The organism is Streptomyces europaeiscabiei, from assembly GCF_001550375.1.
Taxonomy (GTDB): domain Bacteria; phylum Actinomycetota; class Actinomycetes; order Streptomycetales; family Streptomycetaceae; genus Streptomyces; species Streptomyces europaeiscabiei.
This window is the reverse complement of the sequence record NZ_LRTR01000713.1, coordinates 1-22358: the sequence shown is the minus strand read 5'-3', so window position 1 is coordinate 22358 and position 22358 is coordinate 1. Positions and strand designations below refer to the sequence as shown.

Below are 22358 nucleotides of genomic sequence, written 5' to 3'. Positions count from 1 at the left end.
AGCGCCACCGCGCGAAAATCGTGGTCTTCCCCAACCGACCCTTCTGGGTGACCATGTGGGAACCAGCCGCTGAGACAGGGGGTTCCGGGTGCGAGTCGGCCTGCTGACCCGGGAGTATCCGCCCGACGTCTACGGTGGCGCGGGCGTTCATGTCGAGTTCCTCGCCCACGAGTTGAGGTCCCTCGTCGACCTGGACGTGCACTGCTGGGGCGAGGGGGCGGGCGGCGGTGTCGTACGCCACCGGCCCTGGTCCGCGCTCGACGGCGCCAACGACGCGCTGCGCACCTTCTCCGTGGACCTCTCCATCGCTGCGGGTCTCGAAGGCCGCGACCTGGTCCACTCGCACACCTGGTACGCCAACCTCGCCGGCCACTTCGGCAAGCTGCTGCACGGCATCCCGCACGTCATGACCGCCCACTCGCTGGAGCCGCTGCGTCCCTGGAAGGCCGAGCAGCTGGGCGGCGGCTACGCCCTGTCCAGCTGGGCCGAGCGCACCGCCGTGGAGTCCGCCGACGCGGTGATCGCCGTGTCCGGCGCCATGCGCGACGACATCCTCGGCTGCTATCCCGCCCTGGACCCGGCGAAGCTCCACGTCGTGCACAACGGCATCGACACCTCCCTCTACCGGCCGGACCACGGCACGGACGTCCTCGGCCGCATCGGCATCGACACCGGCCGCCCGTACGTCCTGTTCGTCGGCCGCATCACCCGGCAGAAGGGCGTGCCCCACCTGCTGCGCGCCGTACGGGACATCGACCCGGCGGTGCAGGTGGTGCTCTGTGCGGGCGCGCCCGACACGCCGGAGACAGACCAGGAGTTCCGCGATCTCTTCGCGGAACTCGGCCGCGCGCGCGAGGGCCTGTTCTGGATCCCGCAGATGCTGCCGCGCCCGGATGTGATCCAGCTCCTCACGCACGCCGCCGTGTTCGTCTGCCCGTCGGTCTACGAGCCGCTGGGTATTGTCAACCTTGAGGCCATGGCCTGCGGCACGGCCGTGGTGGCCTCGCGGGTCGGCGGCATCCCGGAGGTCGTGGAGGACGGAGTCACGGGCCTCCTCGTGTCGGCCGAGGACGGTTTCGAGGACCGGCTGGCCCGCGCCCTCGACTCGGTGCTCGCCGATCCCCGGGCGGCCGCCCGTATGGGCGAGGCCGGACGGGAGCGGGCGGTGCGGGAGTTCGGCTGGGACGCGGTCGCCCGGCGGACGGTCCAGCTTTACGAGGAAGTCCTCAAACACGGCTAGTCGAGGAAGTCCTCGGACAGGGCTAGCCAAGGAACAGGGTTCGGCACGAGCGGGCGTAGAGGGGCGGCGGGATGCGGCGGGGTGGACCTTCGGTGCTGGGAATCGTACTGGCGGGCGGGGAGGGCAAGAGGCTGATGCCCCTGACCGCCGACCGCGCGAAACCAGCCGTGACTTTCGGCGGAACGTATCGCCTGGTGGATTTCGTGCTCTCCAATCTCGTCAACGCGGACATCCTGCGCATCTGCGTGCTCACGCAGTACAAGTCGCACTCGCTGGACCGGCACATCACCACGACCTGGCGGATGTCGAGCCTGCTGGGCAACTACGTCACCCCGGTCCCGGCGCAGCAGCGGCTGGGTCCGCGCTGGTACCTGGGCAGCGCGGACGCGCTGCTGCAGTCGCTGAACCTGGTGCACGACGAACAGCCGGAGTACGTCGCCGTGTTCGGCGCCGACCACGTCTACCGCATGGACCCCCGCCAGATGCTGGCGCAGCACATCGAGGGCGGCGCGGGCGTGACGGTGGCGGGCATCCGCGTGCCGCGCACGGAGTCGTCGTCCTTCGGCGTGATCACGCCCGGCTCCGACGGCCGGACCGTGGAGCGCTTCCTGGAGAAGCCGTCCGACCCGCCGGGCCTGGTCGACGATCCCGAATCCGTGTTCGCCTCGATGGGCAACTACGTCTTCACCACCAAGGCCCTGGTGGAGGCGCTCCAGCGCGACGCCGAGGACGAGAACTCCGTCCACGACATGGGCGGCTCGATCCTGCCCCAGCTCACCGACCGGGGCGAGGCGCAGCTGTACGACTTCAGCGCCAACCACGTGCCCGGCGAGACCACCCGCGACCAGGGCTACTGGAGGGACGTCGGCTCGCTCGACGCCTACTACGACGCCCATATGGACCTCATCGCCGAGCGTCCTGCCTTCAACCTCTTCAACCGCAGCTGGCCCATCTACACCAGCTCCGGCCAGCTCTCCCCGGCCCGCTTCAACGCGGGCGGCATCGCCAGCGAGTCGATCATCAGTTCGGGCTGCCTGATACGTGGCCAGGTGACCAGGTCCGTCCTGTCGCCGGGTGTCGTCGTCGACCCGGGTGCGGTCGTCCAGGGCTCGGTCCTGCACGACAACGTCCACATCGGGCGGGGTGCGGTCGTCCGGGGGGCCGTGCTCGACAAGAACGTCCAGGTGCCCCCGGGGGCCACGATCGGAGTCAACCCCGAGCGGGACGCCGAGCTGTACACCGTCTCCAGGGGTGGAGTGATAGCCCTGGGCAAGGGGCAGCGGGTGTCTTAGTCCGTCAGGGTGACCCCGGTGAACCCAGATGTCCCATGCGTCCCACCTTCGTCAGGAGGTGGGACGTAATCTGTTGTTAACTGTGCGTAGCTTGATCGTACTTGACCGTAATCGGCCAACAGCGATTGACTGCTGACTCACCCGTCGTCGACGCGAGGCAAGCCATTGACTTCTGACCTGCTCGCCCCACTCGACCTTGCGTTCTGGAACATCGAGTCCGCCGAACACCCCATGCACCTGGCCGCCCTGGGCGTCTTCACCGCGAACTCGCCCACCGCGGGAGCCCACGCCGCCGAGCTGCTCGCCACGCGGGCCGCCGCGGTACCGGGGCTGCGGATGCGGATCCGGGACGTATGGCTCCCGGACGTACGGCTGCCGCTGGCGTTCGGCGGCGCCACCCGGGAGCCCGTCACCGACTTCGAGCCCTTCGACCACGTACGGCTGCACGCGCCGGCCGCGGACTTCCACGAGGTGGCCGGGCGGCTGATGGAGCGCCCGCTGGAGCGCGGCCGCCCGCCGTGGGAGGCGCATGTGCTGCCCGGGGAGGACGGCACATCCTTCGCCGTGCTGTTCAAGTTCCACCACGCCCTGGCCGACGGACTGCGGGCGCTGACGCTCGCCGCCGCCGTCATGGACCCCATCGACATGCCCGCGCCCCGGCCGCGCCCCGCGGAACCGCCGCGCGGCCTCCTCGACGAGGTGCGCAGGCTGCCCGGCCTGATCCGCGGCACCTTCTCCGACCTCGGACGCGCGCTCGACATCGGCGCCTCCGTCGCCCGCACCACGCTCGACGCGACCCTCGGCGCCCGTTCCTCCGCCGCGCTGACCTCCGAGGCCAGCGGCACCCGCCGTACCGCCGGGGTGCTCGTGGACCTCGACGACGTGCACCGGATCCGCAAGACCGTCGGCGGCACCGTCAACGACGTCCTCATCGCCGTGGTGGCGGGGGCGCTGCGGCGGTGGCTGGACGAGCGCGGGGACGGCAGCCAGGGGGTCGCGCCCCGGGCCCTGATCCCCGTCTCCAGACGCCGCCCGCGGACGGCGCACCCGCAGGGCAACCGGCTCTCCGGGTATCTGATGAAACTGCCCGTGGACGACCCGGACCCGCTCGGGCGGCTGCGTACGGTGCGCGCGGCGATGGACCGCAACAAGGATGCCGGGCCCAACCGGGGCGCCGGCGCGGTCGCCCTCCTCGCGGATCATGTGCTGCCCCTCGGCCACCGGCTCGGCGGCCCGCTCGTCAGCCAGGCGGCCCGCCTCTGGTTCGACATCCTCGTCACCAGCGTCCCCCTGCCGAGCCTCGGCCTCCGCCTCGGCGGCTGCCCGCTCGCGGAGATCTACCCCCTGGCCCCGCTCGCCCACGGCCAGTCCCTCGCCGTGGCCGTCTCGACGTACCGGGGAAGCGTCCACTACGGCCTGGTCGCCGACGCGGAGGCCGTCCCGGATCTGGAGCTGCTGGGCAAGGCGGTGACCCGCGAGGTCGAGGAGCTGCTGGCGGCGTGTGAGCCGTGACACGTCGGGGGTGGGCGAGGGCTCTTCCTCGCCTGGTTTTTGGAGACCGGGGCCCGCGCTACGTAGAATTCCGCGTTCGGTGGCGGACGCGGACGGCGAGCCGCGGGTGATCAGGGAAACGGCAGCGCGATGACGGTGACAGAGGACGGTCCGGCGACCACGGACGAGGTCGTGCACGGCCCGGGCATCGATCCGGAGCGGCTCGCCGTGTGCCTGAGCGTGCTGGACGAGCTGGACGAGCTGGAGGTCGACCACCCCGACGCGATCGCGGTGCGCCGGGCGACGGCCGGTGTCTACCGCACGGTGAAGCAGCGCCGCCGCCAGGAACGCCGCGCCGCCAAGACCGCGCACGACAAGGCGGTCACGGAGTCCACCGCCACCGGCTCCGCCCAGCGGATCGACGACGAGACCGAGGGCATCCTCCCGTCGTCCGTGACCGAGGAGGGGAAGATCGCGGGGATACTCCAGCGCCCGCGCTCCTGCTACACCTGCAAGACCCGGTACGTCGAGGTCGACTACTTCTACCATCAGCTCTGCGCCGACTGCGCCGCCCTGAACCGAGGCAAGCGCGACGTCCGCGCCGACCTCACCGGCAAGCGCGCCCTGCTCACCGGCGGCCGCGCCAAGATCGGCATGTACATCGCGCTGCGGCTGCTGCGCGACGGCGCGCACACCACGATCAGCACGCGTTTCCCGAAGGACGCCATCCGCCGTTTCAAGGCCATGGACGACTCGGCGGACTGGATGCACCGCCTGGAGGTCGTCGGCATCGACCTGCGCGACCCGGCCCAGGCCGTCGCCCTCGCCGACCAGGTCGCCGAGGCGGGCCCCCTCGACATCCTCATCAACAACGCGACCCAGACCGTACGCCGCCTGCCCTCCGCCTACGCCGCCCTGGTCGAGGGGGAGAGCGCACCGCTGCCCGCCGGCGAGCTGCCCGCGCACCACGTCATCGGCGCCTTCAACTCCGGCGCCGTGGACGGCCTGACCGCGCTGCCCGTCGGCATCAGCGGCCTCGACGCGCAGCAGGTCGCCGACCTCGCCCTGGTCGCGGGCAACGCCAGCGTCGCCCGGCACCTCGACGGCACCGCCATCGACGCGGGCGGCCTCGTCCCCGACGTGGTCGACAGCAACACCTGGGTGCAGACCATCGAGCAGATCTCCCCGGTGGAACTGCTGGAGACCCAGCTGTGCAACTACACGGCGCCCTTCATCCTGATCAGCAAGCTCCGCCCCGCCATGGCCGAGGCCGCCAGGAAGGCGACCAGCAAGCGCGCGTACGTCGTGAACGTCTCGGCGATGGAAGGCGTCTTCGGCCGTGGCTACAAGGGTGCGGGCCACCCGAACACGAACGCCGCCAAGGCCGCGATGAACATGGTCACGCGGACCAGCGCCCAGGAGATGTTCCAGACCGACGGCATCCTCATGACCTCGGTCGACACCGGCTGGATCACCGACGAGCGCCCCCACTTCGACAAGCTGCGCCTCGCCGACGAGGGCTTCCACGCCCCGCTCGACCTCGTCGACGGCGCGGCCCGCGTCTACGACCCCGTCGTGCTCGGCGAGCAGGGCGAGGACGTGTACGGCGTCTTCCTGAAGGACTACGCGCCCGGCAAGTGGTGAGCCGACGCCCCGACCCGGCCGGCCCGGTCCGCCACCAGTTCCAGCACGGTGCGCCAGTCCTCCAGGACCCCGGCGTCCACCCCGGCCGACCGGCCCGCCTCGTCCGCCTGGCGTAGCGTCAGCACGTCCTCGACGAGACCGGCGTCCACCCAGCCGCCCGCATGGAGTCGTACGAGGTGGTCGGGGCCGAGGGCGTGCAGGCGTACGAGATGTGCGACCCGGTCGCCGAGCAGTGGCCGGACCGCGTCGGCGGCCAGGTCCGCGTGGCTCGTGTCGTCACCCGGTCGGAGCAACTGCCCGAGGGTGTGGACCAGGCCGGCCACCTGGAGCTCCTTGTCGGCGGGCCGCCCCCGACGCAGCAGCGCGGCGGTCCGCAACGCGTGCTCGTGCGGATCGGTACAGGTGCCCGGAGTGCGGTCCGGTCCGTCCCGGCGGCGGTCCGGCGCCCTGCCGCCGCCGCCCAGGCAGGCGTGCAGCAGATCCATCAGCTCGTCGACGCTGCGCAGTTCCATCCGCCGGTCCTCCCGAGTCCGCCCGTGAGAAATGCCGTTGCGGCACATGAGCAGATCATGGTCGGCTTGCGATCCGGCCAACGGGACCTGAACTACGCGCCGAGGCCGACGAACCGATGGGTCGTCGGGCCGGTGCGGGGTTCGAGTACTGAGCCGAACGGGTGATGAGAAAAGCTACCAAATGGGCCAAATTGCCCTAGGGTGAGGCCTGCTGGGCGCTGAACGACTCTAGACAGTTACCTCTTGTTTTCAGCCCCATAGAGCGGCCACCCGCTCATTTGGTTACTCTGTACCGGACGGACAGCCTGATATGGGTCCCACCCACACCCACGGTCCGTCCCGGGACAAGCCGGTCACCACGGCCTGCTCTCACACCCAGGTAATCCGGCGCCACCGCGTCCGAACTGACATCGACTCAGACCCGAGCGGACGTCAGGCGCGCAGCGGCAGGCTGGGCCGACGTCCCGAGGGTGACCCGACACATAAGGAGTGCGCGGTGACACCAGAGAACAAGAATGGCGATCAACGCCCCAAGGAACGCACCGAGGGCGGCGGCCGGTCGAAGAAGGAGCTCGGCAGCCTGGACGTGTGGGCCAGGTCCGCCCCGATCCGACTGGCGGGCTACGAGGACGACCTCGCCGAGCCCCACATCCTGCCCAGCGTGGACTGACCGGCAGGATCACGATCGCCGTCTGCATGGGCGTGCCAGACTCGCGCCCATGCAGATCAGAGAAGCCACCGCCGACGACTGGCCCGGGATCTGGCCGTTCTGGCACCGCGTCGTCGCCGACGGCGAGACCTACACCTGGGACCCGGACACCTCCGAGGAAGCCGCCCGCGCCCTGTGGATGGCGCCCGCGAAGCGCGTGTACGTCGTCGAGGACGAGACCGGAGCGGTGGTCGGCTCCGCCTACCTCGCCCCCAACTACGGCGGACCCGCCGCCCGCATCGCCAACGCGGGCTTCATGGTCGACCCCGACCGCGCCGGCCAGGGCATCGGCCGCGCCCTCGCCGCACATGTCCTCACCGAGGCCGAGGTCCAGGGCTTCCGGGGCATGGTGTTCAACGCTGTCGTGGAGACCAACCCCGCCGTACGGCTCTGGACCTCGCTCGGCTTCACCGTCCTCGGTACCGTCCCGGACGCGTTCGAGCATCCGAAGGACGGCAGGGTGGGGCTGCACATCATGTACAAGGCGCTCTGACGCGGCCGGCCGGACGAGGCTGTTCCGGTCGGACGAGGTTGTTCCGGCGCCGGCGGTGCCGGGCCCGCGCCCGCCGGGCCGTGTTTCCGGGATCAGCCGATCGGCGCCGTCCGCCGCCACGGGTTGAGCTTCTCCAACCGGCCCGCCACCTCCAGAAGTTCGGCCTCCGAACCAGGGCGGCCCACCAACTGCACCGCACAGGGCGTGCCCGACGGCAGCGTGCCGAACGGCACCGACATCGCCGGCCAGCCCGTGAGGTTCCACGGCGGGGTCAACGGCGAGTAGTTGGTGTTCACCAGGAGGTTGCGCAGCCACCCCCGCTCGTGCCAGTTCGCGGCGGCGGGCCCGCGCCGGGCGAGCGCCGGTGTGAGCAGCACGTCGTGCTCGGCGAAGAACGGCTCCAGACGCCGGCGCAACTGCTCCCGGCGGTCGCCCGTGCGGACGCCCTTCACAAAGCGCCGCCCCACGGCCGCGTGCACCCGCGTGCGCCGGGTGAGCAGCGTCGGATCGAGGCCCTCGGCGTCCACCGCGGTGCCCGCCGTCCAGTGCGCCAGCGAGGTCGTGCCCAGCCAGACGGGATACGACGGATCGGCCGGCCGGACCGTCAGCCCGGCCCCGGCCAGCAGCTCGGCCGCCCGGCGCGCGGCATCGGCGTACGGGCGGGTGACGGTCACACCGACCAGGGGGCTGCGCACGGACAGGGCGATGCTCGGTGAGGGCGGGGTGGTGCCGGAGGGCCATCCGGTGTCCGAGCCCGCCAGTATCCCGAACATCAGCCGGGCGTCCTCGACGGTCGTGGCCAGTGGGCCGTTCTCGGACATGCCGAACCAGTCGCCGTGCCCGATGTCCGCGGGGACGACTCCGAAGCCCGGCTTGAGGCCCAGCAGACCGCAGTTGGCGGCCGGTATCCGCAGCGATCCCATCCCGTCGTTGCCGAGGGCCAGCGGCACCAGCCCTGCGGCGACCGCGGCCGCGCTGCCGCCCGACGAGCCGCCCGTCGTACGCGAGGTGTCCCAGGGGTTGCGGGCGGTGCCGTGCACGCCGTCCGTGGTGCCGAAGACACACAGCTCGGGCACGTTCGTGAGCCCCACGACCACCGCGCCCGCCGCCCGCAGCCGGGCCACCGTCACATGGTCGTCCTCGGCCGGTGTCCCGGAGGTCGCGGCTGACCCGTTCCGGGTGGACTCGCCTCGCACGGCGAGGTTGTCCTTGATCGCCACCGGTACGCCCGCCAGGGGCAGTTCGGCCAGATCGGCGCGGTCGGCCACCTCGTCGGCCTCCGCCAGGGCCGCTTCCGCCCGCACCTTGCGGAACGCCCCGACCCGCCCGTCCAACGCCTCGATCCGCGCCAGATGCTCCGCCACCACCTCACGCGGTGTGACCCGCTTCTCCCGCACGGCGGCGGACATCTCGGCGGCGGTCCGGCCGACCCAGCTGGTCACGGATGCTCCCTGGTGGTGTCGTGCGCGTCGGTGTCGTACGCGACGCAAGGGCGTACCCGTGAGTAGTGGTCGAGTACGGGAGCACTGTGCCCTGCGGCACGGCCCCGCGTCGAGAGTCGGCCGTGAAGAAGTCCGTCCGTGGCCCCGCTACGAGCTCCGCGCGCGCGACGTGGTCAGCCGCGTCGGTGGCATGAACTCCCGTACGTACGTCCGGTCCCAGCACGCCCCGGTCTCCCGCAGCTCGCGCCAGGTCGTGTAGCGGTAGCGGAAGAGGCGGGCGCGGACGAACCGGGGCGGGGCGTCGGCGGGGAAGGGGGAGCGGCGGAGCAGGCGGAGGGTGTCGCGGTCGTTCTCCAGGAGCCGTTCCATCAGGGCGCCGAACCAGGAGCCGGCGTACGCGGGGGAGAGGGCGGCGAACCACATCAGCCAGTCGAGCCGCAGATGGTACGGGGCGAACTGGCGCGGCCAGTGCCCCGGATCGCCCGGCTTGCCCCTGAACTCGTACTCCCGCCACTGCGAGTCCTCGCGCGGCACGTCGTCCGCCGTGCCCTCGACCACCACCTCGTACCTCACCCGGCTGACGCTGCCGAACGCCCCGTAGGTGTTGACCAGGTGCAGAGGGTCGAAGGAGCGGTTCATGACCTGGCGGCGGGAGACCATGTTGCGGACCGGGTGGTAGCTGAGCCCGAGGAGCAGGGCGGCGGCGGCGAGCACCACGACCGTGTACCAGAGCGGTGCGTCCGGGGTGTCCGGCGGCGGCGTCCCGAAGTCGACCGCGGACACGGCCAGCACGATCGTGATCCAGTTCAGCCAGGAGAAGTTGCCCGACAGGACCAGCCACAGCTGGGTCAGGATCATCAGCGAGGCGGCGGCCGTCGCGATGGGCTGCGGGGTGAAGAGCAGGAACGGGACCACGAGCTGGGTGACGTGGTTGGCGGCCGCCTCGACCCGGTGGAACGGCTTCGGGAGGTGGTGGAAGAACCAGCTGAACGGGCCGGGCATCGGCTGCGTCTCGTGGTGGTGGTACAGGCAGGTCAGCTTCCGCCAGCACGCGTCGCCGCGCATCTTGATCAGCCCGGCGCCGAACTCGACCCGGAACAGCACCCAGCGCACCAGGAACAGCGCGACGACCGGCGGCGCCACCTCGTCGTTGCCCAGGAAGACGGCCAGGAAGCCGACCTCCAGGAGCAGGGACTCCCAGCCGAACGCGTACCAGGTCTGGCCGACGTTCACGATCGACAGGTACATCGCCCACGGCACGAGCCACAGCACCATGCCCGCCCAGAGAGGCAGCAGAGAGTCCACCCCCGCGACCAGCGCCGCCGACACCGCGCAGCCCGCCCAGGCCCAGCCCGCGAAGAAACGGTCCGAGTAGTGACGGTGGAACACGCTCGGCGCCTGCCGGAACGGCACCCGCTCGACGAAACGGGGCACCGGCAGCATGCCGCGCTCGCCGATCAGCGCGCGGAACTGCAGGGCCGCCCCCAGGAAGGCGACCAGATAGACGACGGCCAGGGACCGCTGGAAGAGCAGCCGGCCGAGCCAGTAGTCGGGTGCGGTGAACCAGTCCACGGTACCGACGATAGTGAGCGGATCGACGATGATCTCTCCACTCGAATAATCGGGCAAATACTGTCAAAGTATCCCCATGGTTGATCGGGGAGCGAGTGATTCGGACGTCCCGGACGACTGGCTCGCCCACCCGGACCCGGTCCTGGCGCTCAACCTCATGGGCACCTTCGACTGGGACCTGGACGCCGGTGCGTTCCACATGGACGCCACCGCCCACGAGATCTTCGACATGCGCCCGGACGAATACGACGGCAGACCCGAAAGCCTGTCGCCGCGGGTGCCGCCGATGGAGGGCCGCAGACTCGACACCATCGTCTCGCAGGCCCTCAAGGACGGCAGCGAGAACTACGGGGCCTACTTCCGCATCCGGCTGCGCGACGGCACCCTGCGCTGGACCCACACCCAGGGTTACATCCGCCGTGACGGGACGGGCCGCCCCTACCGCGTCATCGGCATCGTCCGCGACGCCACCCGGGAACTGCGTGAGATCCGCTCCCGCACCGAGCAGGCCGCGCACGACGAGGTCCGCCGTAAACAGACCAACGTCGTCCAGGTCATCACGGCCGCCCTGGCCCACGCCCGGACCGTCCAGGACGTGATCGACGTCCTGGAGGACACCGACGGCCTCACCCACCTCGGCGCCGCCAGCCTGGTCATGGGCCTGGTCGAGGCAGGACGGATCCGGATGGTCGCCGCCGGCCCCGAGGACAGCTATGTGCCCGGCACCCGGGTCACCCGCCTCGACGTGAAGTACCCGATGAACGAGGTCGTACGACAGCTCGTACCGCACTTCATCGAGTCGCCGGAGGAGTTCGCCGAGTCGTATCCGCTGCTGTGGCCGCACATCACCGACCTCAAGATCACTTCGGCCGCCTATCTGCCGCTGATCGTGCAGGCCCGCCCGATCGGCGCGATGGGACTGCTCTACAGCGACCGGCGCGGCTTCACCGGGGAGGAGCGGGACGTCCTCGTCGCACTCGGCAGCAGCATCGCCCAGAGCCTGCAGCGAGCCATGTTCTACGAGCAGGAGAAGGACCTCGCCGAGGGCCTCCAGCAGGCCATGCTGCCCCGGTCCATCCCCAGCTTCCCGGGCGCCGACATCGCCGTCCGCTACCGGGCCGCCTCCTTCGGGGGCTCTCTCGGCCGGGACATCGGCGGCGACTGGTACGACCTCATCCCGCTGCCCGGCGGACGCGTCGGCGCGGTGATCGGCGACGTCCAGGGCCACGACACGCACGCGGCGGCCGTCATGGGTCAGCTCCGCATCGTCCTGAAGGCCTACGCCACCGAGGGCCACACCCCGGCCACCGTGATGGCCCGCGCCTCCGCCTTCCTCCACGAACTCGACACCGACCGCTTCGCGACCGCCCTGTACGCGGAGGCCGACCTGGCCACCGGAGTGGTCCAGGTGGTCCGGGCCGGGCACATCGACCCCCTGATCCGGCACACCGACGGCACCTGTCACCGGGTGACCGTGGACGGGGGGCTGCCGCTCGGGCTGTCCGCCGAGTTCGGGGGCCTGGAGTACCCGGTGACCGCCGTCGAGCTGGACCCCGGGCAGACGCTGCTGCTGTGCACCGACGGCCTCATCGAGGAGCCGGGCGCCGACCTCGACGACGGCATGCGGACCCTGAGGGCACTCGTCGCCACCGGGCCGGACGACGTGGACGATCTGGCCGACCGGCTCATCGACGTGGCGGAGGAGAGGGGCGGCGACGACGACGTGGCCCTGCTCCTGCTCCGGCGCCGCAGCCGCAGCGCCGAACAGCCCGGAGGGCGGCTCCAGCAGCATGTCGGGCCCGGCGACCCCGAGGCGCTCACCGAGGCCCGGCACATGATCGGCGCGGCCGTCCGCACCTGGGGTGCGCGGGACCGGGCCGACGAGATCGAGCTCGTCGCCGACGAGCTGATCACCAACGCGCTCATGCACACGGAGGGGTCCGCGATCGTGACGCTGCGGGCGCTGGCCGGGTCCGACCGGCGGTTGCGGGTCGAGGTGGAGGACTCCTCCAGCGCGTTGCCGCGACGGCGGGAGGCGGGGGAGGCGGGGGTGTCGGGCAGGGGGTTGCTGCTGGTGGACCGGCTGACGGACGTGTGGGGGGTGGAGGCGCGGGGCGGGGGGAAGTGTGTGTGGTGCGAGTTCGTGCTGCCGGGAGCCCAGTAGCTCGGGGGTGTGGGGGCGTCGGCGGGTGCGAGATCGGCGGGGGCTGGTCGCGCAGTTCCCCGCGCGCCTGAGAAGCAGGGGCTGCGACCCGTGCTTTTCAAGCCCGCGGGGCCGTGTCCTTCAGGGGCGCGGGGAACCGCGCGAGCGATCCCCGCTCACCCGCACCCACCCACGCACCTCATGGCACCCTTGACGTATGCCTGAATTGCCCGAAGTCGAAGCGCTCCGGGACTTCCTGGTCGGGAGCCTCGTCGGTCATGAAGTCGTTCGTGTGCTGCCCGTGGCGATCAGTGTGCTGAAGACGTACGAGCCGCCGGTCACCGCGTTCGAGGGGCGGGAGATCACGGGCGTACTGCGGTACGGGAAGTTTCTCGGCATCGAGGCGGACGGTGGTGAGCTGCACCTCGTGACCCATCTGGCCCGTGCCGGGTGGCTGCACTGGAGGGACCGGCTGCCGGACGGTCCGCCGCGGCCGGGCGGCAAGAGCCCGCTCGCCCTGCGGGTCGCCCTGGACACCGGCGAGGGCTTCGACCTCACCGAGGCGGGGACGCAGAAGCGGCTGGCGGTGTACGTCGTACGGGATCCGGCGGAGGTCCCGGGCGTCGCCCGGCTCGGCCCGGACCCCCTCGCCGACGAGTTCGACGTGACCCGGTTCGCGGGGCTGCTCGCGGGTGAGCGGCGGCAGATCAAGGGCGCGCTGCGGGACCAGAGCCTGATCGCGGGCATCGGGAACGCGTACAGCGACGAGATCCTGCACGCCGCGAGGATGTCACCCTTCAAGCTGGCCTCGTCGCTGAAGCCGGAGGAGACCCGGCATCTCCACGAGGCGCTGCGCGCGACGCTCACCGAGGCCGTGGAGCGCTCCCGGGGGCTGGCGGCCGGGAGGCTGAAGGCGGAGAAGAAGAGCGGGCTCCGTGTGCACGGCCGGACCGGAGAGCCCTGCCCGGTGTGCGGTGACACCGTCCGAGAGGTGTCCTTCAGCGATTCCTCGCTGCAGTACTGCCCGACCTGTCAGACGGGCGGCAGACCCCTCGCCGACCGACGGCTGTCACGGTTGCTCAAGTAGTGCGGCCGTGCGGCCGGGGGCCACTCGGCGAGGTCCGGAACCGGGTCGACCATGATCGGCAACCATTGAAGGTACGGACCAATGGAGGGCGGATTCGGTGGCGGACTCCGGGGCTGGGCCGGCGGGCCGCTTCAGCGCCAGGCCGGTGCCTCGAGGGTCGCCAGAAGCTCGCCCTCCTGGCTGCGCACCTCGAAGTGGCTGATGTCCTCGCGCTGCATCGCGGTGCCCCCCATCATCTCGGAGGCCTTGTCGGCGCCCTCGGGGGACTTCCAGTTGGCGGCCGTCTCCTCGGAGCCGTCCTTGCCGATCACGATGAGCCGACAGGCGTGGGCGCCGTCCGCCTCCTTGACCCTCAGCTCGATGTCACTGCCCCAGATCCGGTTCTGGACCTTGACCTCGGCCCACACGCCCGTCTTGGCGTCGGTGGCGGCGACGGTGTCCGGTGCCTCCCCCGGACCTGCGAGAACGGCCACGGCGGGGCCGCCCACGGCGATGACCACGGAGGCCGCCAGGGCGAACAGCCAGCGCCTGCGCTTGGCCCGGTGCCGGGTGGCCACCTCGTCGAGCAGCCGTCCCAGCATCCGGGGGCCGGGGGCCGCGAAGGGGTGCACGGCGCGCGGCGTGGCGTTGCGGTAGAGCATCAGCTGCCGGGCAGCCGGACGGAACTCGGTGACCTGTAGCGCGCACTGGGGGCAGTCGCGGACATGGTCCTCGAAGTGGAACGAATCCACCTCGTCCAGCACGCCCAGCGCGTACGCGCCGACGTCGTGATGACGATCCTGGGACCACATGGCGATTCCTCGGGCCGGTGTGCGGTGGGGGTTGCTTCCTGCCCCCACCGGTACGGACCAGACCGGCGAATCATTCAAGCCGTCGGCCAATGCCAACCAAAAGATTCGGAGCCCTCCGCCGCGCGGATTGGTCCAGGGCCGAGAAACTTGGTTCATCAAGGCCGGGACAGCTGGATGGCCGTCACCCGAACACGGGGTGCCGGTGCTAGAAGAGGTGGATCGCCAGGTGGCCCAGCGGCAGACCGAGCTGCCAGGCCGGCGTCCAGACCTTTGGGCCGTCGTCCTCTCCGAGGACCGCGCCGCCACCCGGCACCGCGTCCAGGTCGGGAGCGAGCAGCTCCGTCTCCTCCAGCCAGCGCCACGCCGCGACCGCGAGCTCCAGGTCCGGCGACGGGCCGCCCGACTCCAGCGCCTCGGCGGTGAAGTGCGCCGTGCGTTCGCGCACCCAGTCCTGCCACGGCTGGTCGTACGCCGTCAGCGACAGCCAGGTCTCCAGCTGGGTCACGACCCGGATGCCGGAGAGTTCACCGCCCGCGTCCGAGAGGAAGATGGTCAGCGCCAGGGCGTCCCGCCCCGCACGGAACTCGAAGGACGTCGGCGGCATCAGGTCGCCCGTCCGCAGCAGCTCCTCCGCGATGTACTCGGCATAGAACCACGCCATCGGGACGGACAGTTCGCCGCCGCCGGCGCCGTCCGTGCTCTCTTGACCTCTGTGCAGCATCCCTTCCTGCCTTCCTCCGGTGCGTGCGCGTCGCCCGACCCCGGGCCTGGAGACCAGGCCCCGGGTCCCCATCCGGAACACGGATAGAAGACAGCTGATGCTCAACCGGGGTCCTCTGCAAGGCGCTTTACGGAGGTTTGACTCGGCCATGGGTTTCACCGCAGGTCGGCCGCGTATCCGGGAAGCACCCGGCGCAGGGCGCGCAGCGCGTAGTAAGCGCGAGACTTCACCGTACCGGGCGGGATACCCAGGGCTTCGGCGGCTTCCGCCACACTCGCCCCCTGGAAGTACACCTGCACCAGTACTTCGCGGTGCTCGGGAGTGAGTGTCTTCACAGCTTCCCGCACATCGAGGCTCGCCACCGACCGTTCGGCGTGATCGGCCATCACCCGCGCGTTCTCCAGCACCGCGTCCCCCACCTCGGCAGGGCGCGCCTGCCGGGCCCGGCGCGCGTCTATGGCGAGCCGCCGCCCGACGGTGAGCAGCCAGGGGCGTACGGAGTCGAAGTCGTCGGCGCGCAGCGCCTCGGGGTGCTGCCAGGCGCGCACGAAGGTCTCCTGCACCAGGTCCTCGGCGCGATGCCGGTCCCCGTCGGAGAGTCGCAGCAGCAGGGCGAAGAGGGGGCGGCCGTGTTCGCGCTGGAGTTCGGCCAGCTCGTGTTCGGCGGTCGTCCCGTCGGTGATCGTGGTTCCGGCCGTCATGGCCGTATGGGAACGCGGGGCGTGACGCGGGGACAGGGGCCGGTCACGGGTGTGCGGCGGGCGGTCGAACCTGTCGGCGAACGGTGCGACGAACGGTCTGCCGCCGGACGGGCCCGCCATGTGCCGGTGCGCCGGTGTGCCTACTTGACTGGTGTGTTCCTATATGTATGGATTCTTAACGACTCGTCATTAAATATGACTAGGTTGGGGTGCTCATCCATGACCGCACACAGGGGACCCGCCGCCCTTGCCCTCGCTGTCCTCCTCGCCGCGACCGCCGCCTGTCAGTACCGGGGTTCGTCCCCTCGGCCCGGTCCGTCGGCCCCCTTCGGTGACGGCCGCGGCTTCACCCTCGTCGCCTCCGGTGACGTCCTCCCGCACATGTCGATCATCGAGAGGGCGTACACCGACGCGGGCGGCGACGGCTACGACTTCGGGCCGATGCTCGCGGGTGTGAAACCCGTGGTGTCCGGGGCCGATCTGGCGATCTGTCATATGGAGACGGTCTACGGGGCGGACGGGAACTACAGCGGCTACCCGGTGTTCAAGTCACCGCCGCAGGTGGCGGAGGGGCTGGCGGCCACGGGGTACGACGCGTGCTCCACCGCCTCGAACCACACACTGGACGACGGCGCGCCCGGTATCCATCGCACGCTGGACGCGCTCGACCGCGTCGGCGTACGGCACGCGGGATCGGCGCGTACGGCACAGGAGGCGCAGGGTCCGACGCTGATGCGCGTGGGGGGCGCTCAGGTGGCGCATCTGGCGTACACCTACGGGACGAACGACATTCCGCTGCCGGCGGACCGGCCCTGGGCCGTGAACCTGATCGACCGGGAGCGGATCGTGGCGGACGCGCGGGCCGCCCGGCGGGCGGGCGCCGACGTCGTGGTCGTGTCGCTGCACTGGGGGACGGAGTGGCAGGACGCGCCGGACGCACAGCAGTTGAGCCTGGGGGAGGAGCTCACGGAGGCGGCCACCGGCGGGCGGTCCGACATCGATCTGATCCTCGGCACGCACGCGCACGTCCCGCAGGCGTACGAGAAGGTCAACGGGACCTGGGTCGTGTACGGGATGGGCGACCAGGTGGCGGGGGCGATGCGCAACCACTCCGGTGCCGTCGATCCGCGCGGCAACCAGGGCACCCTGGCCCGCTTCACCTTCGCCCCGCCCGTACGTGCGGGCGACCGCTGGGCGGTGAGCGAGGCGGAGTTCGTGCCGCAGTGGTTCGACGTCGCCCGGGGGAGGGTCGTCGACCTCAACGCCGCGATCGCCGACGGGGCGGGGGCGGAGGCCACCGCCGTACGCGACCGCATCCGGGACGTCGTCCTCAGCCGGGGAGCGGCGCAGGACGGGCTGGCCATGGGGCGGTAGCCGCCGTGCGCGCTCCGGGCGCCGCCTTCGGCCCCGCGGGACCTACGGCACCACCGTCACCGGCCAGCGGCCCGCCTTCACCAGCCGCAGGGCCACCGAGCCGACGATGCGGTGGCCTGCCTGCTGGGAGGCGCCCACCACGACCGCGTCCGCCTTGAGCTGGTCCGCCGCCGTCACCAGGCCGTTGAACGGGTCGCCGCGGAAGGTGTGGAACTCCCAGCGCACCTCGAAGATGCCCTTCACCTGCTCGGCGGCCTCCCGGATCTCCGCGACGAGGTGCGCGGCGATCTCCTCGGTCGCTCCGGCCACCGGCACGCCGAGCGCCGCACCGGCCGCCAGCAGCGGCTGCACGTACACGATCGCGAGCAGCGCGTGCTGGCGGCGGGCGAGGCCGGCGGCGTACGCCACGGCCCGCAGGGACGTGTCGGAGCCGTCCAGTCCGACGAGGACGACCTTGGGTCCGTCGGTGCCTCGTTCGAACCGGTGCGCTTGCTGATCGGTCACGGTCGCGAGGCTATCCGAGCACCCGAGGCCCGAGCACCCGAGGCCCGAGCACCCGAGGCCCGAGCACCGGCGTGCGCCGGGCGCTTGCCGGGGGCGCGGACAGCTACTCCCATCGGGTGTTTCCATGCCGCCGCACCGGTGTCGCAGTGGTGCGCCGTCCCCGCCTTGGTCGACTGATGAGTCATGACGAAGGATCAGATGTTCACGCGTCGCCACCTGTTGACGGGCGGCACCGCCCTGCTGGGCACGGCCGCTACGGCGGGCCCCGCCGCCCTGCTCATCGGCGACGGGGCCGCCGCTCCGGCACCGACCGGCGCCTCCGTCCCGGCGGCCGGTCCCGTGGCCCGCCCGGCGCTCAGGCCCTCCTCCTACCGTCTCCAGCCCATCGCCGGGTACGGCCCGTACACCCGGCGCCGCACCCTCGTGCGGGCCGCCGTCCGGCGCGAGCCGTTCCTGAGGGTGGACGGGCGCGGCCGGAGCATGGTGCTGACCTTCGACGACGGCCCCGACCCCCGCTACACCCCGGACATCCTGCGCATCCTCCGCGACCACGACGTCCGGGCGATGTTCTTCGTGTGCGGCGAGATGGCGGTCCAGCACAAGGACCTGCTGCGGGAGATGGCCGACGACGGCCACGTGGTCGGCAACCACACCTGGTCACATCCACTGCTCACCACCCTCTCCCGGTCCAGGGTCCATGCGGAGATGGCCCGCACCTGCGAGATCATCGAGAAGACCTACGGAGAGCCGCCGCTGTGGTTCCGCGCCCCGTACGGCGCCTGGAACCGGGCCGCGTTCCGGTACGGCGCCGAACTCGGCATGGAGCCCCTGGCCTGGACGGTGGACACCCTCGACTGGCGGACGCCCGGCGCGCACACCATCGCCGAGCGGGTGGAGGACGGAGCGGGCCCCGGTGTCGTCGTGCTCTCCCACGACGCGGGCGGCGACCGCTCACAGAGCGTACGGGCGCTGCGCGAGTACCTGCCCGGCCTGCTGGACTCCGGTTACCGCATCACCGTGCCCCGGCGGCAATACGCCTAGGCCCGCATCTCCGGGCCTGTGCGCATGGGCCATGAGGACAGGCCCCGCGCGCAGCGGGATTCCCGTGGGAAATCGCCCCGCCCGGCCGGGGAACGCTCAGCGAACCTCGACCAGGCGGGCGAACGCGACGACGTTCCCGTCGTAGCCGTTCTGCTTGGAGAAACCGCCCCCGCAGGTGATGACCCGCAATTCGGGAATCCCACTGTTCCCGTAGACCCGGTCGCCCGGGAAGTTGTTCTTCTCGAAGACCTCGATGCCGTAGATCTCGAACACGGCGGTCTTTCTGTCCGCGCGCCGGATCTCGACCTTTGCGCCCTTCTTCAGTGCCCCGAGTCCGTAGAACACGGCGGGGCCCTGATCGTTGTCGACATGGCCGACGACGACGGCCGTGCCCTTCTCGCCGGGGGAGACCGCGCCGGTGAACCAGCCCGCCAGGTTCGGGTCCCGGGCCGGCGGCGCGTCCACCCAGCCCTGCGTGTCCAGCCCGACGGGCATGGCCGGCGCGTCGACGCGGATCGAGGGGATCAGCACCCGGTCGACCATGGAGTACGGCATCGGGTCGGGAGCGTCGGTGAAGGTGCCGCGCGGTGTGCTGCGGCTGTCGGCGGCCGCAGCCGACGCGGGCTGCGGCGGGCCCACGTCGAACTCCCCCGAGCCGTTCCGGATCAGTGCGAGGCCGGTCAGCAGAACAAGCGCTATCACGCCCCACGGAGCGCGCTTCTTCCGCGGCTCCTCCCATTCGGCCTCGGCCGGTCCGGACGAAGACATTCGCCATCCCCTCTCGACCCGGCCGTCGCCGTGTCCGTCGCGCATACGGAAAAGCTAAGCGTCCCGCACGGCGAAGGCGACGGGGCAGGTGCGAACGGGTGGCGGTGAGGGTGAGTTCTGCGCCATCCGAGTCGCGGCCCGGAGGAATTTTCTGACGGTCCGTGACCTGCGGCGATATCCGGTCGTGCGGCGATATCCCGGCGTGTCCCCTCACCAGGACGGACCATCGCCGAAATGCGGCCCCGCGCACGGCATCTGAGGGTCTTTTATGGGAGGCGTTTTCTCGCCGATCGACCGGGGACGGGACCCGGGGCGTCTTCCGCGGAGGATCACATGCGTACTACTCGTGTCCTGGCGGCCTCGGCCGCCGCGGTCGCCCTGGTCGGCGTCGCCGCGCCGACGGCCGCCGCCTGGGACCAGCCGAGCTCGGTCACGGCCGCCCCCAATGTCATCGCCCGCGGCGGGCAGCTCGTCCTCACCGTCAGAGGCGGTGACGCGTGCGCGATCGCCGGCAGCACCATCGGCTCGAACGCGTTCCCCACCACCAATCTCGCCTCCATGGGCGGCACGACCGCCACGGCCAGGGTGCGGGTCAACTCCGACGCCAGCCCCGGCTCGTACAGCGTCACCACCAACTGCGAGGGCAAGCGCAAGACGTTCACCGGCGTCTTCACCGTCATCGGCGGTGTCCGCGGCGGTCTCGGAGGCAGCAGCTCCACCGGGGCCACGCCGACCGACATCGCGATCGGCGGCGGACTGGTGACGGCCGCGGTCGTCGGCGGAGGTGTGTTCTGGATGCGCCGCCGCGCCGAGAACAAGATCTGAGCCCGAGAACAGAGGTCTGGGTCCGAGAACAGAGGTCTGGGTCCGAGCACGAGATCTGGGTCCGAGCACGATCCGAGTCGGAGAACGAGTTCCGAGTCCGAGAAAGAGATCCGGCCCGCCCCTTCGGAGCACGGATCGTACGTGGCACAGCCCTTCGCCCCGGAACCCGTGAGGTCCGGGGCGAAGGGCTGTCTGTCGGCGATGCGGCGCGGAAGGGCGGTCAGGTGTGGCTGCCGTCCTCGGGGCGGCGGCGCGACCAGCGCCAGGCCGCTGTCAGCGAACCCGCGACGAGCGCCGCGCCGAGGCCGATCTCGTGAAGGTCAAAGCCCGCGACGGTGCCGCCGGCCCCCGCGTGGGAGCCCCCGGTGGGGTGGTGGGTGGGGTGATGGGGCGGGCGGCCGGAGGCGATGGTGAGATCCGTCCGGCCGCTCTCGTCGCCGCACTGGAACGTCACCTCGTACACCGTGCCGGGCCTGGCGTCCCAGTCGACGTCCGCCGTGGCCACGGACCGGCCCCTGGGGATGGTGACGGTGTCGAAGACGCCCGAGGAGACGGTCGTCCTGTGGTGGCAGCCGTCGACGCGCAGGGTCACCTGCCCGCCGGCGGCGATCGTCGAGGGCACGACGCCGAAGCCGAACGACGTGATGTCGCCGGCCCGTGCCGCGTGCGCGGCCGGAGCGGTGAGGGAGAGGGCGGTCAAGCCCAGCAGAGCGGCCGAAGCGACGCGTATCGCGCGCATGATGTGCCTCCGGGTCCCCGAGGAGCCTGCCGCGGACCGATTCCGCCTGCGCCTGAAATGCACCTCGATGACCGAAACGCTAGGAAGGTGCGCCCGGTGGCGCGATCGCAGTCGCGCGAATGGGGCAAGCATGTGCTCCGCACAGGGGACCGGCATACGTACGGCCGGAGGACGGGCGCGGCGTGGCGCTCGTCCCCCGGCCGCACGGCCCGCACTCGGGCAACCGTCACCCGCCCGCGTTCGGGAACAGGGTCAGGAACGGATCCGCGGTGGCCGACAGACCCCGGCTGTAGGGCGCGTCGAAGTCCCAGACGAGGAACAGCAGGAACGCGATGAGGGCGGAGAAGAGACCGGCGAGGATCAGCTCGCGGGGCGTACGCCGGATCTGCAGGGCGAACACCATGCCGACCGTCACGACGGCGCCGGTGATCAGGCCGAACCACACCACCCCGGGCATCGTCTCGCCGGTGGAGTCGGAGCGGCTGGCGCGCGCGGCGTCGGCCACGGCCACCTGGTCGAGCAGCGGCTGATAGGCCTGCGCCTCGAAGTCGCTGCCCGGCTCGTAGTCGGTGACATCGTGGCGGACGGTCTCGAACAGCTCGGCGCCGCGCTCGGTCACCTCGCCCTTCTCCGCCATGACCTTCCACTCGGTGGACACGACATGCCCGACGTACGCGTCGATGTCGCCGCGGATGCGGTCGCGCACGTCCTCGGGGTACACCCGCACCCGTTCACTGATCTCGTGCAGGGCCTGCGCTTCCGTCTGGACCTGGTCCTGGGCGACGCTGCGGGCCTCCCAGACGCCGGCGATGGCCAGGCCCAGCACGATGGCGTACACCACGCCGATCATCATGGTGATGTACTCGATGACGTCCGGGGTCTCGGACGGGTCCTCGTCCACGGGTGCGGCGTGATGCCGTACTACGGCCACGATGAGGACAACCAGACAGGCCGCCCCCATCGCGAGGGTGAGAACAAGCCATTCCGACAAGAGGTTCCTCCAGGGGTCAGCGCGGACGCAGGGCGGCGGCGGCGAACACCGCGGGCACGGTGACGAGCAGGGCGAGCGAGACGAGGGACGGACCGGAGCGCTTGGTCCCCGAATGGGACGGGGCCCGGTACGGCGGGTAGCTCACCGGTGTCGGCGAGATCTCGGGGCGGGTGCTCGGCCCGGGTTTCGGCTTCGGGGTGGGCGTCGGGCGGGGGACGGGCCGGGCCGCCTCGGTGACGGGCGGCGGGGGCGGTGGTGGAGGCGGCGGGGGCGCGGGC

General features: G+C 71.4%; 21 protein-coding genes and 1 pseudogene. 11 read left to right on the top strand and 11 right to left on the bottom strand.

The window, feature by feature from the left end; all coding sequences use genetic code 11:
* Positions 1-88: 88 nt before the first annotated feature.
* The 4 genes from glgA (at position 89) to AWZ10_RS35335 (ending at position 5667) form a co-directional block, all read left to right on the top strand.
* The gene (glgA, locus tag AWZ10_RS35350) at positions 89-1240 is read left to right on the top strand and encodes a glycogen synthase (protein WP_060893044.1); all 1152 of its coding nucleotides are present in this window, start codon (positions 89-91) and stop codon (positions 1238-1240) included.
* A gap of 71 nt (positions 1241-1311) precedes the next feature.
* Entirely contained in the window at positions 1312-2532 is a 1221-nt protein-coding gene (gene glgC, locus AWZ10_RS35345; RefSeq protein ID WP_046704691.1) for a glucose-1-phosphate adenylyltransferase, read from the top strand.
* A gap of 165 nt (positions 2533-2697) precedes the next feature.
* A complete protein-coding gene (locus AWZ10_RS35340) occupies positions 2698-4044 on the top strand; it encodes a wax ester/triacylglycerol synthase family O-acyltransferase (protein ID WP_046704690.1) in 1347 nt (448 codons plus the stop codon).
* Between the two features lie 129 nt (positions 4045-4173).
* Positions 4174-5667, top strand: coding sequence for an SDR family NAD(P)-dependent oxidoreductase (locus AWZ10_RS35335; RefSeq protein WP_060893043.1), 1494 nt, complete (start codon positions 4174-4176; stop codon positions 5665-5667).
* Here the strand turns inward: AWZ10_RS35335 and AWZ10_RS35330 are convergent.
* Complete coding sequence (locus AWZ10_RS35330; protein ID WP_046704688.1) at positions 5646-6179, bottom strand: hypothetical protein; 534 nt, start codon at positions 6177-6179, stop codon at positions 5646-5648. The genes AWZ10_RS35335 and AWZ10_RS35330 overlap by 22 nt on opposite strands.
* 496 nt (positions 6180-6675) lie before the next feature.
* On the opposite strand from AWZ10_RS35330, the gene AWZ10_RS52585 reads away from it, so the two are divergent.
* Both AWZ10_RS52585 and AWZ10_RS35325 read left to right on the top strand, forming a co-directional pair.
* Entirely contained in the window at positions 6676-6849 is a 174-nt protein-coding gene (locus AWZ10_RS52585) for a hypothetical protein (RefSeq protein ID WP_162948318.1), read from the top strand.
* A gap of 49 nt (positions 6850-6898) precedes the next feature.
* Positions 6899-7381 (top strand): GNAT family N-acetyltransferase, encoded by a 483-nt coding sequence (locus AWZ10_RS35325; RefSeq protein ID WP_046704687.1) that lies wholly within the window; start codon positions 6899-6901, stop codon positions 7379-7381.
* A 92-nt stretch (positions 7382-7473) separates the two neighbouring features.
* Here the strand turns inward: AWZ10_RS35325 and AWZ10_RS35320 are convergent, their stop codons facing one another.
* Together AWZ10_RS35320 and AWZ10_RS35315 are read right to left on the bottom strand one after the other, a co-directional pair.
* A complete protein-coding gene (locus AWZ10_RS35320; RefSeq protein WP_060893042.1) occupies positions 7474-8823 on the bottom strand; it encodes an amidase in 1350 nt (449 codons plus the stop codon).
* Between the two features lie 147 nt (positions 8824-8970).
* Positions 8971-10395, bottom strand: coding sequence for a lipase maturation factor family protein (locus AWZ10_RS35315; protein ID WP_046704685.1), 1425 nt, complete (start codon positions 10393-10395; stop codon positions 8971-8973).
* Positions 10396-10471: 76 nt separating this feature from the next.
* Between AWZ10_RS35315 and AWZ10_RS35310 the strand changes: the two genes are divergently transcribed.
* The gene (locus tag AWZ10_RS35310) at positions 10472-12559 is read left to right on the top strand and encodes a SpoIIE family protein phosphatase (RefSeq protein WP_060893041.1); all 2088 of its coding nucleotides are present in this window, start codon (positions 10472-10474) and stop codon (positions 12557-12559) included.
* A gap of 196 nt (positions 12560-12755) precedes the next feature.
* Positions 12756-13625, top strand: coding sequence for an Fpg/Nei family DNA glycosylase (locus AWZ10_RS35305; protein ID WP_046708409.1), 870 nt, complete (start codon positions 12756-12758; stop codon positions 13623-13625).
* A gap of 131 nt (positions 13626-13756) precedes the next feature.
* Here AWZ10_RS35305 and AWZ10_RS35300 read toward each other — a convergent pair whose 3' ends face one another.
* The 3 genes from AWZ10_RS35300 to AWZ10_RS35290 all read right to left on the bottom strand — a co-directional run bounded on the left by AWZ10_RS35300 (position 13757) and on the right by AWZ10_RS35290 (position 15838).
* Positions 13757-14416 carry a hypothetical protein gene (locus AWZ10_RS35300; protein ID WP_046708410.1) on the bottom strand — a complete coding sequence of 220 codons (660 nt, stop codon included), beginning with the start codon at positions 14414-14416 and terminating at the stop codon, positions 13757-13759.
* A gap of 205 nt (positions 14417-14621) precedes the next feature.
* Positions 14622-15137 (bottom strand): hypothetical protein, encoded by a 516-nt coding sequence (locus tag AWZ10_RS35295; RefSeq protein ID WP_037698837.1) that lies wholly within the window; start codon positions 15135-15137, stop codon positions 14622-14624.
* Between the two features lie 155 nt (positions 15138-15292).
* Positions 15293-15838 carry a sigma-70 family RNA polymerase sigma factor gene (locus tag AWZ10_RS35290; protein WP_037699253.1) on the bottom strand — a complete coding sequence of 182 codons (546 nt, stop codon included), beginning with the start codon at positions 15836-15838 and terminating at the stop codon, positions 15293-15295.
* 219 nt (positions 15839-16057) lie between these two features.
* Between AWZ10_RS35290 and AWZ10_RS35285 the strand changes: the two genes are divergently transcribed.
* Positions 16058-17212 (top strand): CapA family protein, encoded by a 1155-nt coding sequence (locus AWZ10_RS35285; protein WP_046708411.1) that lies wholly within the window; start codon positions 16058-16060, stop codon positions 17210-17212.
* Positions 17213-17254: 42 nt separating this feature from the next.
* Here the strand turns inward: AWZ10_RS35285 and AWZ10_RS35280 are convergent, their stop codons facing one another.
* A complete protein-coding gene (locus AWZ10_RS35280; protein ID WP_046708412.1) occupies positions 17255-17716 on the bottom strand; it encodes a universal stress protein in 462 nt (153 codons plus the stop codon).
* A gap of 183 nt (positions 17717-17899) precedes the next feature.
* Between AWZ10_RS35280 and AWZ10_RS35275 the strand changes: the two genes are divergently transcribed.
* Positions 17900-18757, top strand: a complete 858-nt coding sequence (locus tag AWZ10_RS35275; protein ID WP_060893040.1) for a polysaccharide deacetylase family protein — start codon at positions 17900-17902, stop codon at positions 18755-18757.
* Positions 18758-18853: 96 nt separating this feature from the next.
* On the opposite strand, the gene AWZ10_RS35270 is transcribed toward AWZ10_RS35275, so the two are convergent.
* On the bottom strand, positions 18854-19525 hold the full coding sequence (locus AWZ10_RS35270) for a class F sortase (protein ID WP_060893039.1): 672 nt from the start codon (positions 19523-19525) through the stop codon (positions 18854-18856).
* A gap of 333 nt (positions 19526-19858) precedes the next feature.
* Here AWZ10_RS35270 and AWZ10_RS35265 point away from each other — a divergent pair, with 333 nt between their 5' ends.
* Positions 19859-20350 carry a hypothetical protein gene (locus tag AWZ10_RS35265; RefSeq protein WP_037698845.1) on the top strand — a complete coding sequence of 164 codons (492 nt, stop codon included), beginning with the start codon at positions 19859-19861 and terminating at the stop codon, positions 20348-20350.
* A 220-nt stretch (positions 20351-20570) separates the two neighbouring features.
* On the opposite strand, the gene AWZ10_RS35260 is transcribed toward AWZ10_RS35265, so the two are convergent.
* From AWZ10_RS35260 to AWZ10_RS48725, 3 genes and pseudogenes are all read right to left on the bottom strand, one after another.
* A complete protein-coding gene (locus tag AWZ10_RS35260) occupies positions 20571-21089 on the bottom strand; it encodes a hypothetical protein (protein ID WP_046708414.1) in 519 nt (172 codons plus the stop codon).
* 226 nt (positions 21090-21315) lie between these two features.
* Entirely contained in the window at positions 21316-22080 is a 765-nt protein-coding gene (locus AWZ10_RS35255; protein ID WP_078935649.1) for a bestrophin-like domain, read from the bottom strand.
* A 16-nt stretch (positions 22081-22096) separates the two neighbouring features.
* A pseudogene (locus tag AWZ10_RS48725) lies at positions 22097-22358 on the bottom strand (hypothetical protein); the annotation flags it as partial.

What these genes read in the sequence shown, in the direction of transcription:
- AWZ10_RS35270 (WP_060893039.1), bottom strand. Translation starts at nt 19,525, where the DNA reads ATGTCTTCGTCCGGACCGGCCGAGGCCGAATGGGAGGAGCCGCGGAAG.
- glgC (WP_046704691.1), top strand. Translation starts at nt 1,312, where the DNA reads ATGCGGCGGGGTGGACCTTCGGTGCTGGGAATCGTACTGGCGGGCGGG.
- AWZ10_RS35275 (WP_060893040.1), top strand. Translation starts at nt 17,900, where the DNA reads ATGACGAAGGATCAGATGTTCACGCGTCGCCACCTGTTGACGGGCGGC.
- AWZ10_RS35290 (WP_037699253.1), bottom strand. Translation starts at nt 15,838, where the DNA reads ATGACGGCCGGAACCACGATCACCGACGGGACGACCGCCGAACACGAG.
- AWZ10_RS35285 (WP_046708411.1), top strand. Translation starts at nt 16,058, where the DNA reads ATGACCGCACACAGGGGACCCGCCGCCCTTGCCCTCGCTGTCCTCCTC.
- AWZ10_RS35310 (WP_060893041.1), top strand. Translation starts at nt 10,472, where the DNA reads ATGGTTGATCGGGGAGCGAGTGATTCGGACGTCCCGGACGACTGGCTC.
- AWZ10_RS35295 (WP_037698837.1), bottom strand. Translation starts at nt 15,137, where the DNA reads ATGCTGCACAGAGGTCAAGAGAGCACGGACGGCGCCGGCGGCGGCGAA.
- AWZ10_RS35260 (WP_046708414.1), bottom strand. Translation starts at nt 21,089, where the DNA reads ATGCGCGCGATACGCGTCGCTTCGGCCGCTCTGCTGGGCTTGACCGCC.
- AWZ10_RS35335 (WP_060893043.1), top strand. Translation starts at nt 4,174, where the DNA reads ATGACGGTGACAGAGGACGGTCCGGCGACCACGGACGAGGTCGTGCAC.
- AWZ10_RS35300 (WP_046708410.1), bottom strand. Translation starts at nt 14,416, where the DNA reads ATGTGGTCCCAGGATCGTCATCACGACGTCGGCGCGTACGCGCTGGGC.
- AWZ10_RS35325 (WP_046704687.1), top strand. Translation starts at nt 6,899, where the DNA reads ATGCAGATCAGAGAAGCCACCGCCGACGACTGGCCCGGGATCTGGCCG.
- AWZ10_RS35305 (WP_046708409.1), top strand. Translation starts at nt 12,756, where the DNA reads ATGCCTGAATTGCCCGAAGTCGAAGCGCTCCGGGACTTCCTGGTCGGG.
- AWZ10_RS35330 (WP_046704688.1), bottom strand. Translation starts at nt 6,179, where the DNA reads ATGGAACTGCGCAGCGTCGACGAGCTGATGGATCTGCTGCACGCCTGC.
- AWZ10_RS35265 (WP_037698845.1), top strand. Translation starts at nt 19,859, where the DNA reads ATGCGTACTACTCGTGTCCTGGCGGCCTCGGCCGCCGCGGTCGCCCTG.